Raw genomic sequence first — 13,616 nt, 5'->3', positions numbered from 1 at the left:
AAGGACGTGGTGGGCGCTCGATCAGGAATATCGGCGGCGGGGGAACAGCGTGTCGCAGTGCATCGACACGGATCGATGGCATTGGCGAGGTCGCCAGCACCAACGCGGCTGTGAGTTGCGGCGTTTCGTGCTGATGATCAGGGGTCAGTGGCGAGTGATAATGTTCTGAAAGAATTGAATGGCCGGATGAAACCTCTTCGCCGTGGGAGTGATGGGCGTCTTGAGTGATCTCCCAGGCTGGCTGTTGCGACGGTACCGACAACGAATAGGTATGCCCGGCCCAAGCCACAAACATGGCAAGAGCAAGTGTGATTACCAATGTGATTGTCAGTGTCCTGCTGAACATGGAATCCGATTTTCGGCCTGATTAATGGGGCTTTGTCTGCGTTTGACTGTATCCCCGTGGGGGGGATAGGATGCGAGCATAATTCATTGAAGGCCGGGCCTCAAGTCATGAGTGTGCAAGAACACGAACACAGCCATCCCCACACCCACCAAAGCCATGAAGCGATCATCAAACGCCTCAAACGGGCGGACGGGCATTTGCGCGGCATCATCACCATGATCGAAGAAGGGCGTCAGTGCGTGGATATCGCCCAGCAGCTTCATGCAGTTGAGAAAGCGATCTGCCAGGCCAAACGCACGCTCATCCAGGATCACATCGACCACTGCCTCGAAGATACCGTTTCGGCGCTAGGCAATGGCGAGCGCGCACCGCTGGAAGCCTTCAAACAAATCACCAAGTACCTTTAGGTCTGACATGCCCGATTTCGCTGAACTGTTGCAGCAAGGCGGGGCTCACGCCTGGCTGTATTTCCCGAGCGCGATTCTGCTCGGCGCCTTGCATGGCCTGGAGCCAGGCCATTCGAAAACCATGATGGCGGCCTTCATCGTGGCCATCCGTGGCTCGGTCAAACAGGCTGTTTTGTTGGGGTTGGCCGCAACGCTTTCGCACACCGCCGTGGTGTGGCTGGTCGCCATCGGCGGCATGTACCTGGGCAAAGGCCTGGATGCTCAAACCACTGAGCCGTATTTCCAGCTTGCTTCCTCTGCACTGATCATCGCGATTGCCCTGTGGATGCTGTGGCGTACCTGGCGCGGTGAGCAGATGTTCAAGTTCGAGCAAAGCGATGATCACCATCACGGCGAACACGACCATGGTCATCATGATGAAACGCACCGAATAGATACCGGCCATGGTCGTGTTGAACTGTCGATCTTCGAGGAAGGCATGCCACCGCACTGGCGCCTGAAGACCTTGAGCGGACACGCCTGGGCAGCCTCGGATGTTCGCCTGACCACGACGCGTCCGGACGGCAGCAGCCAATCGTTCGCGTTCGTCGAGCGTGAAGGTTTTCTGCAGTCGACGGTGGATATTCCGGAACCGCACGAGTTCAGCGCTCGCTTGAGCCTTGGACATGCCGGGCATTCGCATGATTACGACCTGACGTTCCAGGAGCATGGTCACGGGCATGCGCATTCCGAACTCGAAGGCCTGGAGCTGTCGATTGATGGCTATCAGGATGCGCACGAACGTGCTCATGCCAACGACATCCGTAAACGCTTCACCAACCGTGAAGTGACCACGGGTCAGATCGTCATGTTCGGGCTGACTGGCGGCCTGATTCCCTGTCCGGCTGCCATCACTGTCCTGTTGCTGTGCCTGCAAGTCAAAGAGGTCGCGCTCGGCGGCATGCTCGTTCTGTGTTTCAGCATCGGCTTGGCGCTGACTTTGGTCACTGTCGGTGCCGCTGCGGCCATCGGTGCCAGGCAGGCTTCCAATCGCTGGCCGTGGCTGGGAACCGTGGCGCGCCGCGCTCCTTATCTGTCCAGCGTGCTGATCATTGGCGTCGGCCTGTATGTCGGCTTCCATGGCTGGATCGGCCTGAGCGCATAAGACCCTTTGCGCACAGCGGTGGCATTGATGCAAAGGGTTGCCATCGCAACCATAAAACCAACGACTACCACTGCCACTGACGAGCAAAAAGCCCAGCGCAAGGATGGGCTATCGAGGCGCGAGCGAAGAGGGCGAGGTATTAGCGAACGCCTGCATCCGCAGGATTACTCCACCGGCACGACGTTATCCAACGCCTGATTAACCGCCAGCTCGCCGAGCATCACTACCTGCGCGATACCTTGCAGTGTCTTGCGCGCAGATCCTTCAACCATCCCGATCACATCACTCAGCATCACCGAGGCCGAGCCTAGCGATTCGCTAGCGTTGACCAGCAGTTCTTCGGTGGCGATTTTCGGGTTGGCGAGGAACATGCTGCTGGTTTGGTAGGGCGTGGTTTTGAGGGTGTCGGTGGGTTTGAGGTAGTGGTCGAGGGCGCGGTCGGCGGCTTTGTGGAGTTTTTTTGAGTCGAGGGATTCGTAGGGGGAGGTTGCGTCTGACTGTGGCGGGTTTGGCGTGACTTTGAACATGGTGAAGCTCCATATGTGACCAAGGGAGCCATCACTCTCGCTACCAAACGAAGGGTGGTGGCCATACGAAGGTTGGTAGACCGGCCCACATGGAAAAACCGGCGCGCTCGAAAACGCCCTGCGCATGGCCACCATAAAACCGATGCGAAAGCATCTGCATAGGATGACGTTATGCGCCATGTGGAAAGCGGGCTACCAAACCCGATCACTGTTTTTCAGTGACCGGCCAACGATAGAGCCCCGGCCCGAGGCGCACAAGCCGGCGGATTCTGGCGTAGTCGTAGGCAATGGCGCAAGGCGTTGTAGCTTGCTGGAATAGTCTGGATGTCGGTTTTAAACGAGGTGTTTAGGGAATTGGTTTTGGCTGATTATTTGTGTTGATCGGGCTGGGGGCTTCGCGAGCAGGCTCGCTCCCACAGGTGTCGAGTTGGCAATGTTTATAGCGTCGTGCCGACAAGCCCCATCACAGATTTTGAACTTTGCTTTCGGCGCCATTTCCATTGTTTGAGGTGACAACCCTCCAGCTCCTCCACACCTGAACCAAGGAATGACCGTGACGGCTCCCACTGACAAAACTTCTCTGCGCCGGGCTATCACTTTCCCGATGCTGTTTCTGTTTATTCTCGGCGATGTACTCGGCGCGGGTGTTTACGCACTCGCCGGAACGATCGCGGGGGAAGTGGGCGGCGCGATTTGGGTGCCGCTGCTGATCGCGTTGTTCTTCGCCATGTTGACGGCGGGTTCCTACGCAGAGCTGGTGACCAAATATCCCCACGCCGGCGCGGCTTCGGTGTTCGCGGAAAAGGCCTTCAAGTCGCCGCTCATTTCCTTCCTCGTCGGTTTCTGCATGCTGGCGGCTGCGGTCACCAGCGCTGCGGGTTTGTCGCTGGCGTTTGCCGGTGATTACCTCAACGCCTTTGTCGACGTATCGCCGCAGATTGCCGCCCTGGTGTTTCTTCTGGCTATCGGCCTGCTCAACGCGCGGGGGATCAAGGAGTCGCTTGGGGCGAATCTGGTGATGACCGTGATTGAACTGTCGGGGCTGCTTCTGGTGATCGTGGCTGCGGTCTGGTATTTCCGCACAGGCGATGCGGATCTGGGACGGACGCTCACGTTCAAACCGGGCGTCAGTCCCGTGCTGGCGGTGTTGGGTGCGGCGTTGTTGGCTTTCTATTCCTTCGTCGGGTTCGAAACTTCGGCCAATCTGGCCGAGGAAATCAAAGACGTGCGCAAGGTCTACCCGCGTGCTTTGTTCGCGGCTTTGCTCACCGCTGGCGTGGTTTACATGGCGGTGGGCGTGGCGGCTTCTTCGGTGTTGCCTACCGAGAAGTTGGTGGCCACGTCGGCGCCTTTGCTCGAAGTTGTCCGCGCATCGACCCTCGACATCCCGCCGGCGCTGTTCTCCTTCATTGCGCTGATCGCTGTGGCCAACGGTGCGCTGTTGACCATGATCATGGCCAGCCGATTGACCTATGGCATGGCGAATCTGGGGCTGTTGCCGGGTGTTTTGGGTGCGGTGCTGCCTCAGCGAAAAACTCCGTGGGCTGCCATTGTCGCAACGACCTTGGTCGCCATTGCCCTGACACTCACCGGGACGCTGGCAACGCTGGCAGAGACGGTGGTCTTGCTGTTGCTGTTCGTTTTTCTGAGTACCAATGTGGCGGTGCTGGTTCTTCGTCGTGACAGGGTAGAGGAGGACCACTTTCGCGTGCCGACCTTCGTTCCGGTGCTTGCGATCGTTTCGTGTCTGGTGCTGCTCAGTCAGCAGGGGTGGGAGACGTGGTTGCGGGCGGGGGCGCTGATCATTGTCGGGATGTTGCTGCATGGCTTTTCTCGTATCAATTTTTCTGCGATCAGTAAGGCCGGCTAGTGCAGCAGCTTGGGGAATTGGTGTTGTTTGGGCGGGCGTATTCGCGAGCAGGCTCGCTCCCACAGTGGATGGGTGGTGGTTTTCAGAATGAGTCACACGTTGTCAGTCGACGGGCGGGTGAGTAAGCTGCCGACATGAATCAGTCCTCAGTTTCCCCATCCTTCCCCGGCCCGCGTGGTCCCGTCGATCACGACATTCGTGATCAGATTGTCGCGGCGGCCAACGAGCATTTCAGCCAGTACGGCTACGCCAAGACCACGGTGTCCGATCTGGCCAAGGCCATCGGTTTCTCCAAGGCGTACATCTACAAATTCTTCGATTCCAAACAGGCGATTGGCGAAGCCATCTGCGCGAACTGCCTGGGCCAGATCGTTGCGGCGGTCGAGCAAGCGATCAACGAAGAAGACCTGACGCCAACCGAGCGTTTCCGCCGACTGGTAAAAACCGTGATCGCCACGGGTGTGAATCTGTTCTTCAACGATCGCAAACTCTACGATATTGCCGCGTTTGCAGCGGGTGAGAACTGGCCAAGTGCGCAGCGTTACGATGCGCAGATCAAGCGCTTTATCACCGACATTGTCCGCGATGGTCGCGAGGCCGGTGAGTTCGAGCGCAGGACGCCGCTGGACGAGACGGTCGAGTCGATCCACTTGGCGCTGCGGCCCTTCGTCAATCCACTGATGCTGCAACACAATCTGGATTTCATCGAAGTGGCGCCCACGCTGACTTCGAACCTCATCCTGCGCAGCTTGATGCCTTGACCCTCTGCTGATCCGAATACTCGGATCAGTCTCACTCTTATATCGCCTCGCCTGTACAGGGCAGACGATGAATTGCCCAAGTCGTGACTATTGACTGACATGGTCACTCGGATAACATGGCCGCCGCAGTTCAGGTATTCCAATTCCGAGTCACCCATAGAGTCCACACAATGAAAAAAACAATGCTCAAGCACCCGGTTGGGCTGGCTGTCGTTCTTGCATCGTCGAACGTTCTGGCGGGCGGTTTCGCGCTCAATGAGCAAAGCGTCAGCGGCATGGGATCGGGTTTTGCCGGTCGCTCTTCCTCGGCGGAAGACGCCAGTACCGTTTTCGGCAACCCGGCAGGCATGGCGCGGCTCAAGCGCGAGCAGGCCAGCGTCGGGCAGGCGACGCTGTTTGCGAAGTCCGATATCAGCCAGACCCGCAGCACGTTCGGCGGCAAGGAAGACGGCGACATGGTGCCGACCACCACGGTACCGATGGGCTATTACGTCAAGCCGATCGACGAGCATTGGGCGTTCGGCGTGGGGTTCTACGTACCGTTTGGCCTGATCACCGACTACGGCAGCGGTTTTGCCGGCCGCTACTACGCCAACAAAAGCGAAGTCACCACGCTGACGTTCCAGCCGACCATCAGCTATGCCTTCAACGACAAGGTGTCGATCGGCTTCGGCCCAACCATCAACCGCATCAGCGGCGAGCTGTCGGGGATGGTCGCCAATCCGCTGAGCCCCGGGCGCAACGACGGCAAAGTCAAAAGCACCGGCGACGACACCGCGCTGGGCTTCAACGCCGGGGTCATGGTCCAGGCCAACGAGCAGACCCGCCTGGGCCTGACCTATCACGCAAAAGTCAGTTACCACCTCGACGCGAAAAGCAAACTCAGCGATGGCATCTTCAACGTGCTCGGGGTCAACGGTCGCAGCTATGACGCCTCGCTGGACGTCGACACCCCGGAGTCGGTGGACTTCTCGGTCACCCATCAACTGAACAACGACTGGACGCTGTATGCCGGCAGCACCTGGACGCGCTGGAGTCGCTTCAAAGAGCTGACCATCGAAAACAGTGGATTGCCGCCATTGCTCGCCGGTCAGTTGGGCACGATCAGCGAGGAGCAGAACTGGCACGACACCTGGGCTCACGCCATCGGCGCGGCGTACCGGTTGAACAATCAATGGGTGCTGCGTACCGGGTTCTCGGTTGATCAGTCTCCGGCGAACAATACCAATCGCGGACCGCGTATTCCGACAGGCGATCGCAAGGTGTTCAGCCTCGGCGCCGGTTGGACTCCAGCGGAGAATGTCACCATCGACGTCGCCTATTCGTATCTCTGGGAAGATAGCGTCGAGATCAACGACACCTCGGCGGGCAAGGGGTCGTACAGCGCGAAATACAAGAACAGCGCCAGTGGGCTCGGTACTTCCGTCAGCTATCGCTTCTGATTCAGCGATGAACATCGGGCCGGCGACGTTGTGACTGTTGACGATATCGGTCACAAGACTGAGAATATGATGATCATCCTATTTTCAGTAAAGGAATTCCATGCGCCGGCTCCGACCTTTCCCCCTCGCGGTATGTTTGTTGCCCTTGGCCCTGACGGCGTGCGGGGATTCCTCCAGCGCAAAAGATCCACGTACCTTGGCGCCGATTGTCAGATCGGCAACGGTGCAACCGGCAGAAAATGGATATCGATCATTCACCGGCGTCGTCGCTGCGCGCACCCAGGGCGATCTGGGCTTTCGCGTTTCGGGCAAGGTGCTCGAGCGTCTGGTTGATACCGGTCAGACGGTCAAGCGCGGCCAGCCACTGATGCGCCTCGACCCGATCGACCTCGGCCTGCAGGCGCGAGCCCAGCAAGAAGCGGTGAGCGCCGCTCGCGCCCGAGCCATACAGACTGCCGGTGACGAAGCGCGCAATCGCAAACTCGTCGCCGCCGGCGCTATTTCGGCATCGGCCTACGATCAGTTCAAAGCCGCAGCCGACACCGCCAGGGCGCAACTCAATGCCGCTGTGGCGCAAGCGGACGTAGCGCGCAACGCCTCGGGTTACGCGGTTCTGGTGGCGGACGCTGATGGCGTGGTGGTGGAAACCCTCGCCGAGCCCGGTCAAGTCGTCAGCCCGGGACAACCGGTGGTACGGCTGGCGAGGGCCGGTCAGCGGGAGGCCATCGTCCATCTGCCCGAGACCTTGCGCCCCGCGCCGGGCTCAACCGCTCAGGCAAAACTGTATGGCGATACGTCGGCTGCCGTGAGCGCAAAACTGCGTCTGCTTTCCGATTCGGCCGACAGCACAACTCGTACTTTCGAGGCGCGCTATGTGCTCGAAGGCAGTTTGGCCAATGCGCCAATCGGCTCGACGGTCACCGTCGAAATTGCTCAAGGTTCCTCGCCAGATCAGGCGCTGAAAGTGCCCGTCGCGGCGATCTACGACCCGGGCAAAGGCCCCGGCGTGTGGGTCATCGCCGGCACACCGGCGACAGTGAGCTGGCGCCCGGTCGAGGTCCTGGGTTTGAGCGATGACTCGGCCCGTGTCGCTGGCCAGCTCAACGTCGGTGAACCGATTGTCGCGCTGGGCGCGCATCTGCTGCGTGATGGCGAAGAAGTGCGCCTGCTTGCCCGCGACGATGGGCAGATTGCCGGGAGTCGTCCATGAGCGAGGACCGGTTCAACCTTTCAGCTATCGCCGTGCGCCAACGTGCGATCACGGTGTTTCTGATTTTTCTGATCGCCGTTGCCGGCGTCCTGTCGTTCTTCAAATTGGGCCGGGCGGAAGATCCTCCGTTCACGGTCAAGCAGCTGACCGTCATCACCGCGTGGCCGGGAGCGACCGCGCAAGAGATGCAGGATCAGGTCGCCGAACCCCTCGAAAAACGCTTGCAGGAACTGAAGTGGTACGACCGCTCGGAAACCTACACGCGTCCGGGACTGGCATTCACCATGGTTTCGTTGCTCGACAGCACACCGCCATCGCAGGTGCAGGAAGAGTTTTATCAGGCACGGAAAAAGCTCGACGACGAAGCAATCAAGCTGCCGGCGGGTGTCGTCGGGCCGATGGTCAACGACGAGTTCTCCGACGTGACCTTCGCGCTGTTCGCCTTGAAAGCCAAGGGCGAGCCGCAGCGCTTGCTGGTGCGCGACGCGGAGACGTTGCGCCAGCGCCTGTTGCACGTGCCGGGGGTGAAAAAGGTCAACATCATCGGCGAGCAGGCCGAGCGGATATTCGTTTCGTTTTCCCATGATCGCTTGGCGACGCTGGGCTTGTCGCCGCAGGACATCTTCGCCGCGCTGAACAATCAGAACGTATTGACGCCGGCCGGGTCGGTCGAAACCAAAGGGCCGGAGGTTTTTCTGCGCGTCGATGGCGCGTTCGATACGTTGCAGAAAATCCGTGACACGCCTGTTGTCGCTCAGGGCCGAACACTCAAGCTGTCTGACGTGGCCACGGTCGAGCGCGGCTACGAAGACCCGGCAACTTTCCTGGTGCGCAACAACGGCGAAGAAGCGTTATTGCTCGGCGTGATCATGCGCGAGGGCTGGAACGGTCTCGATCTGGGCAAGGCGCTGGATGCCGAGACAGTCAGGATCAACGAAGAAATGCCTTTGGGCATGACGCTGTCGAAAGTCACCGATCAGGCGGTGAATATCGACTCGGCCGTCGGCGAGTTTATGGTCAAGTTCTTTGTCGCGCTGCTGGTGGTCATGCTGGTGTGCTTTCTCAGCATGGGCTGGCGTGTCGGCGTGGTGGTCGCAGCGGCGGTGCCCTTGACTCTGGCGATCGTGTTTGTGGTGATGGCGGCGACCGGCAAGAACTTTGACCGGATCACTCTCGGCTCGCTGATTCTGGCGCTCGGCTTGCTGGTCGATGACGCGATCATCGCCATCGAAATGATGGTGGTGAAGATGGAAGAGGGCTACGACCGCATCAAGGCCTCGGCCTACGCCTGGAGCCACACGGCAGCGCCAATGCTGGCCGGTACGCTGGTGACGGCGATTGGCTTTTTGCCCAACGGCTTCGCGCAATCAACGGCGGGCGAATACACCAGCAACATGTTCTGGATTGTCGGCATCGCGCTCATAGCTTCGTGGGTCGTCGCCGTGGCTTTCACGCCGTACCTGGGCGTGAAGCTGTTGCCGGACATCAAGAAAGTCGAAGGCGGGCACGCGGCAATCTACGACACGCCGCGCTATAACCGTTTCCGGCGTGTTCTGGCATGGGTGATCACGCGCAAATGGCTGGTGGCCGGTGCGGTGGTCGTGCTGTTTGCCGTTGCGATTCCAGGCATGGGGCTGGTGAAGAAGCAGTTCTTTCCGACCTCGGACCGCCCCGAAGTGATGATCGAAGTGCAGATGCCCTACGGCACGTCCATCGAGCAGACCAGCGCCGCGGCGGCCAAAGTCGAAGCCTGGCTGCACAAGCAGGAAGAGGCAAAAATCGTCACCGCCTATATCGGCCAAGGTGCACCACGGTTTTTCCTGGCAATGGCGCCGGAATTGCCGGACCCATCGTTCGCCAAAATCGTCGTGCTGACCGACAACCAGGACGCTCGCGAAACCCTCAAGTTGCGTTTGCGCGAAGCGGTCGCCGAAGGGCTTGCCCCAGAGGCGCGGGTTCGGGCGACGCAAATTGTCTTCGGTCCATATTCGCCATTCCCGGTGGCCTACCGGGTGATGGGGCCTGATCCGGCGAAGCTGCGCGATATCGCCGAGCAGGTCAGGGCGGTGATGCAGAACAGCCCGATGATGAGAACCGTCAACACTGACTGGGGGCCGCTGACGCCGACGCTGCATTTCAACCTGGATCAGGACCGCTTGCAGGCGGTGGGGCTTACGTCCAGCGCGGTCGCCCAGCAGTTGCAATTTCTGCTCAGCGGCGTGCCGATCACGGCGGTGCGCGAGGACATCCGTTCCGTGCAGGTCGTTGGCCGTGCGGCGGGCAATATCCGCCTGGACCCGGCACAGATCGAAGGCTTCACCCTGGTCGGTGCGGCGGGGCAGCGCATCCCGCTGTCGCAGATCGGCCAGGTCGAAGTGCGCATGGAAGACCCGATCCTGCGCCGCCGCGATCGCACGCCGACCATCACCGTCCGTGGCGACATCGCCGAAGGTTTGCAGCCACCGGACGTTTCCGGTGCGATCATCCAGCAGTTGCAGCCGATCATCGAAAACCTGCCTTCCGGCTACCGGATTGAACAGGCGGGCGCCATCGAAGAATCCGGCAAGGCCGGCAAAGCGATTCTGCCATTGCTGCCGATCATGATCGCCATGACGCTGCTCATCATCATCGTCCAGGTACGCTCGATCTCGGCGATGATCATGGTCTTCCTCACCTCGCCGTTAGGCTTGATCGGTGTGGTGCCGACGCTGCTGATCTTCAACCAGCCGTTCGGCATCAATGCGCTGGTCGGGTTGATTGCGCTGTCCGGGATTCTGATGCGCAACACGCTGATTCTGATCGGGCAAATTCATCACAACGAGCAGGAAGGGCTGGCGCCGTTCCATGCCGTGGTCGAAGCGACAGTGCAACGGGCGCGGCCGGTGTTGTTGACCGCGCTGGCGGCAATTCTCGCATTCATTCCGCTGACCCACTCGGTGTTCTGGGGCACGCTGGCGTACACGCTGATCGGCGGCACGTTTGTTGGCACCATCATCACGCTGGTGTTTCTGCCGGCGATGTATGCGATCTGGTTCAGGATTCGGCCTGAGAACAGGGGGCAGGTTCAACCCTCGCGTTCGGTATAAGGTCAGGTTTGAAAGAGGCCCGTCAATGACGGGCCTTTTGCTATCCGCGACTAACTCTCTCTCTTGGCTATTGGAGTTTTCAAGTGTGCGGAGTTGACCCTCGTCATTAACCAGGTCCGCCGCTTATACAGGATGTGATTAATAAGCATCACAGTTGTTTGCGAAACTTGCGGATCAGATTTTCCAATCATTGAAAGAATGCGTTTTGCTGTGGCTAACTTGCTGAAATATAAGTGCGAAAATTCATTTATATCTGTTTGAAATAATGCGCCTGATGTTTTGCGCTACTTTCTCTTAAGAAAAACAGTTTTCATTGGCAAACAAGCTGTTAGGCGGCCATTTATTTTTTAAATTGACGCGGCGTAGATGGCGGGGCTAGTTTTTCCTCCAACTTGCTGCGCTGCTTTCTACGTTATTGCGTATCGCACGATCGAATCTTGTTCGAATGCCATGGCGAATTTCATTTGCCTGGGTATTGGACTTTGTTCGCTCTAAACTTTTTAAAGGGAGAGTCAGTCGTCATGGATTGTTTAAAGGAAACACGTGTTGGCAATGTTCTATCGGGATGGAATCACTTGTCGGTAGTCGGGCCGATAAATGTGCAGAATACCGCCGGCGCGCGCGTTCAGCTGACATCGGGCGAATGGCGCGATGATTATATTATGGGCTGGGGATCCTGCCTGTTGGGGCACGATAGTCCGGTCATCAAAAACTCCATTCTCAAGGCACTGGAGCGGGGCTTTCTTCAGCAGTATGAGACCGATGAACATCGTCTGTTGAGTGAGCGGTTCTGTGCGGTCGTCCCCTGCGCCGAAAAGTTGCGGCTGGTCAACTCCGGACTGGAAGCGACCATGTATGCGACGCGTATCGCCCGTGCCGTTACCGGTCGACGCATCATCATCAAGTTCGAAGGGCATTTTCATGGGCTTAATGACTCTTTGACCTGGAACGTGGATTCTTCACCGCGCTCTGGCGCGTTATTGGCGGGAAGAGAACTGGAACGTTTATCGGGCACTGTGGGAATTCCTGACGAATTCGGCAACTTGACGGTTTCGGTTTCATGGAATGATCTGGAAGCGCTGGAAAATGCTTTTGAAAAATACAAGGACGATGTGGCAGGGGTGATCCTGGAACCTGTTGCATTGAATATCGGATGCATCAGACCGGATGAAGGTTTTCTGCAAAATGTGCGTGCGCTGACCAGCCGTAAGGGTGCGCTGCTGATCTTCGACGAAGTGCTCACCGGTTTCCGCGCAAACATTGGTGGTGCGCAAAAGGACTTCGGTGTCGTACCCGACATCGCCGCCTTCGGCAAGGCGTTCGGCTGCGGCATGCCGATCGCGGGTATTGCCGGTAAAGCCGAATACATGGACGTAATCGCACCACGCGGTCCTGTTCAGGTCAGCGGGACCAATACGGGGCGATACCTGTCCGTGTCCGCCGCGCTTGCCGCCATCGAGCATTTGCAGGATGGAGCGGTGCACCGGCACATCGCCGCGCTGGAATCGCGCTTGAAGGCCGGGCTGAGGGACGTTTTCGATAAACACCACATACCCTGTCATATCGATGGATACGGCGGTCGAATCGGCGTCCACATCGGAACCTCCGAACGTCCTCGAACCATGAGGGAGATAGAGCATTTCTACCCGATCGCCTTTGCCCAGAAGTTGTTCGCCCTGCTATCCCGTGAGTACAACTTGTATGGCTTTTTGATGCCCCTCAGTTATTGCCCAGAGCCTGTCACCCTGAGTGCATCGCATACGACTGAAATGTTGGCGGACGCCTGTGAGCGGCTGGATTCGGCACTCAAGAGGGTTCAGTACCATGCCAAATGAACCTGTTACGAAGATTCGCCTGCGGCGATTTGCAAAGGCTGACATGGAAGCTGTTCTGGGGTTGGTCGCCCAGATTGCCTCTGGCGAGGATCTTACCGAGTCTGCGGGTCAGCAATTTGCCAATGAACTTGCCAATCCTCAATTTGAGGGGGGGCGATTTGTCGCCACAGTAGACGGACGTGTGATCGGGACGATGGGCTGCGCCGCAGGTCCGATCCCCTCGAAGTATGTCCTGTGGGCAGACTGGTTGATTGTTGATAGCCAATACCGTCGATACGGGGTGGCTTCGTTGTTATATGACGAAATTGAAAAGTACGCTCTGGCAAATGAAAAGACATGGTTATGTCTGGATATAGGAAATATTGACAAAGAACGTGCAGCCTACCGTTTTCATTTACGCAATGGTTTTCAAATCGTCGGGCAGCTTCCCGATTACTGGGGAGAACTTGAACACCTGAACATCATGGCTAAATCTCTTATCTCAAAGGAATGAATAATCATGGGCGTTTTAAGTGACATCACTGCATTGCAGGATGAGGCGGTTTATTGCCGCGAAAAAGGTTTGACTATCGGTCTTTGTCACGGCTGTTTCGACATTGTGCATCCTGGGCACCTTTATCATTTGCAACGTGCCAGAACAATGGTGGATCGATTGTTCGTGTCAGTTACCGCCGACCCATATGTCAATAAAGGAGCGGACCGGCCGGTATTCCCCGATCAAAAACGCGCAGAGTTTCTTGCCTCTATTCGCTATTGCGATCATGTCATCGTAAATCACACACCCACTGCTGAATTGATGATCAAGACGCTACGTCCCAACCTCTATTTCAAGGGTGCGGATTACAGTGACGGGTCAGACGTGAGACTTCAGGCGGAGCGCGCACTGGTTGAAAGCGCAGGGGGGCGAATGATCTTGACGGACGACAAGATATTCGACTCGACGTCCAGAATCGCCCGGCTCGTCATGTCCACGCACAGATGACAGGTA

General features: G+C 58.1%; 12 protein-coding genes. 11 read left to right on the top strand and 1 reads right to left on the bottom strand.

The features are described from left to right. Positions 1-459 precede the first annotated feature (459 nt). The 3 genes from D8U61_RS20855 to D8U61_RS20845 are packed head-to-tail and all read left to right on the top strand — an operon-like array spanning position 460 to position 1,977. Positions 460-753, top strand: a complete 294-nt coding sequence (locus D8U61_RS20855; protein WP_130927637.1) for a metal-sensing transcriptional repressor — start codon at positions 460-462, stop codon at positions 751-753. A 7-nt stretch (positions 754-760) separates the two neighbouring features. Next, the gene (locus tag D8U61_RS20850) at positions 761-1,897 is read left to right on the top strand and encodes a nickel/cobalt efflux protein RcnA (RefSeq protein WP_130927579.1); all 1,137 of its coding nucleotides are present in this window, start codon (positions 761-763) and stop codon (positions 1,895-1,897) included. Next, complete coding sequence (locus tag D8U61_RS20845) at positions 1,876-1,977, top strand: YHYH domain-containing protein (RefSeq protein WP_130927636.1); 102 nt, start codon at positions 1,876-1,878, stop codon at positions 1,975-1,977. Before D8U61_RS20850 ends, D8U61_RS20845 begins: the two co-directional genes overlap by 22 nt. 84 nt (positions 1,978-2,061) lie before the next feature. Here the strand turns inward: D8U61_RS20845 and D8U61_RS20840 are convergent, their stop codons facing one another. Next, positions 2,062-2,424: a hypothetical protein gene (locus D8U61_RS20840; RefSeq protein ID WP_130899684.1), complete on the bottom strand. Its 363-nt coding sequence runs from the start codon at positions 2,422-2,424 to the stop codon at positions 2,062-2,064. 547 nt (positions 2,425-2,971) lie between these two features. Between D8U61_RS20840 and D8U61_RS20835 the strand changes: the two genes are divergently transcribed. The 8 genes from D8U61_RS20835 (at position 2,972) to D8U61_RS20800 (ending at position 13,610) form a co-directional block, all read left to right on the top strand. Next, the gene (locus tag D8U61_RS20835) at positions 2,972-4,294 is read left to right on the top strand and encodes an APC family permease (protein ID WP_130927578.1); all 1,323 of its coding nucleotides are present in this window, start codon (positions 2,972-2,974) and stop codon (positions 4,292-4,294) included. A gap of 134 nt (positions 4,295-4,428) precedes the next feature. Next, on the top strand, positions 4,429-5,055 hold the full coding sequence (locus D8U61_RS20830) for a TetR/AcrR family transcriptional regulator (protein ID WP_071171985.1): 627 nt from the start codon (positions 4,429-4,431) through the stop codon (positions 5,053-5,055). 170 nt (positions 5,056-5,225) lie between these two features. Continuing rightward, positions 5,226-6,497, top strand: coding sequence for an outer membrane protein transport protein (locus D8U61_RS20825; RefSeq protein ID WP_130927577.1), 1,272 nt, complete (start codon positions 5,226-5,228; stop codon positions 6,495-6,497). A gap of 100 nt (positions 6,498-6,597) precedes the next feature. Further along, positions 6,598-7,707, top strand: coding sequence for an efflux RND transporter periplasmic adaptor subunit (locus D8U61_RS20820; protein WP_125926157.1), 1,110 nt, complete (start codon positions 6,598-6,600; stop codon positions 7,705-7,707). Further along, positions 7,704-10,793, top strand: a complete 3,090-nt coding sequence (locus D8U61_RS20815; RefSeq protein WP_130927576.1) for an efflux RND transporter permease subunit — start codon at positions 7,704-7,706, stop codon at positions 10,791-10,793. Before D8U61_RS20820 ends, D8U61_RS20815 begins: the two co-directional genes overlap by 4 nt. Positions 10,794-11,314: 521 nt before the next feature. Further along, complete coding sequence (locus D8U61_RS20810) at positions 11,315-12,628, top strand: aminotransferase class III-fold pyridoxal phosphate-dependent enzyme (RefSeq protein ID WP_130927575.1); 1,314 nt, start codon at positions 11,315-11,317, stop codon at positions 12,626-12,628. Beyond that, positions 12,618-13,121: a GNAT family N-acetyltransferase gene (locus D8U61_RS20805; protein WP_039758832.1), complete on the top strand. Its 504-nt coding sequence runs from the start codon at positions 12,618-12,620 to the stop codon at positions 13,119-13,121. The genes D8U61_RS20810 and D8U61_RS20805 overlap by 11 nt, the downstream gene beginning before the upstream one ends. A 6-nt stretch (positions 13,122-13,127) precedes the next feature. Next, entirely contained in the window at positions 13,128-13,610 is a 483-nt protein-coding gene (locus D8U61_RS20800; RefSeq protein ID WP_039758830.1) for an adenylyltransferase/cytidyltransferase family protein, read from the top strand. Positions 13,611-13,616: the final 6 nt, after the last annotated feature.

Origin of the sequence: Pseudomonas sp. Sample_14, assembly GCF_004307515.1 — a bacterium.
GTDB classification, from domain to species: domain Bacteria; phylum Pseudomonadota; class Gammaproteobacteria; order Pseudomonadales; family Pseudomonadaceae; genus Aquipseudomonas; species Aquipseudomonas atacamensis.
This window is presented reverse-complemented; position numbering and strand designations above follow the sequence as displayed.

Excerpts from the sequence above, each read along its gene's own strand:
- D8U61_RS20850 (WP_130927579.1), top strand. The coding sequence starts at position 761 with ATGCCCGATTTCGCTGAACTGTTGCAGCAAGGCGGGGCTCACGCCTGG.
- D8U61_RS20840 (WP_130899684.1), bottom strand. The coding sequence starts at position 2,424 with ATGTTCAAAGTCACGCCAAACCCGCCACAGTCAGACGCAACCTCCCCC.
- D8U61_RS20835 (WP_130927578.1), top strand. The coding sequence starts at position 2,972 with ATGACCGTGACGGCTCCCACTGACAAAACTTCTCTGCGCCGGGCTATC.
- D8U61_RS20830 (WP_071171985.1), top strand. The coding sequence starts at position 4,429 with ATGAATCAGTCCTCAGTTTCCCCATCCTTCCCCGGCCCGCGTGGTCCC.
- D8U61_RS20825 (WP_130927577.1), top strand. The coding sequence starts at position 5,226 with ATGAAAAAAACAATGCTCAAGCACCCGGTTGGGCTGGCTGTCGTTCTT.
- D8U61_RS20820 (WP_125926157.1), top strand. The coding sequence starts at position 6,598 with ATGCGCCGGCTCCGACCTTTCCCCCTCGCGGTATGTTTGTTGCCCTTG.
- D8U61_RS20815 (WP_130927576.1), top strand. The coding sequence starts at position 7,704 with ATGAGCGAGGACCGGTTCAACCTTTCAGCTATCGCCGTGCGCCAACGT.
- D8U61_RS20810 (WP_130927575.1), top strand. The coding sequence starts at position 11,315 with ATGGATTGTTTAAAGGAAACACGTGTTGGCAATGTTCTATCGGGATGG.
- D8U61_RS20805 (WP_039758832.1), top strand. The coding sequence starts at position 12,618 with ATGCCAAATGAACCTGTTACGAAGATTCGCCTGCGGCGATTTGCAAAG.
- D8U61_RS20800 (WP_039758830.1), top strand. The coding sequence starts at position 13,128 with ATGGGCGTTTTAAGTGACATCACTGCATTGCAGGATGAGGCGGTTTAT.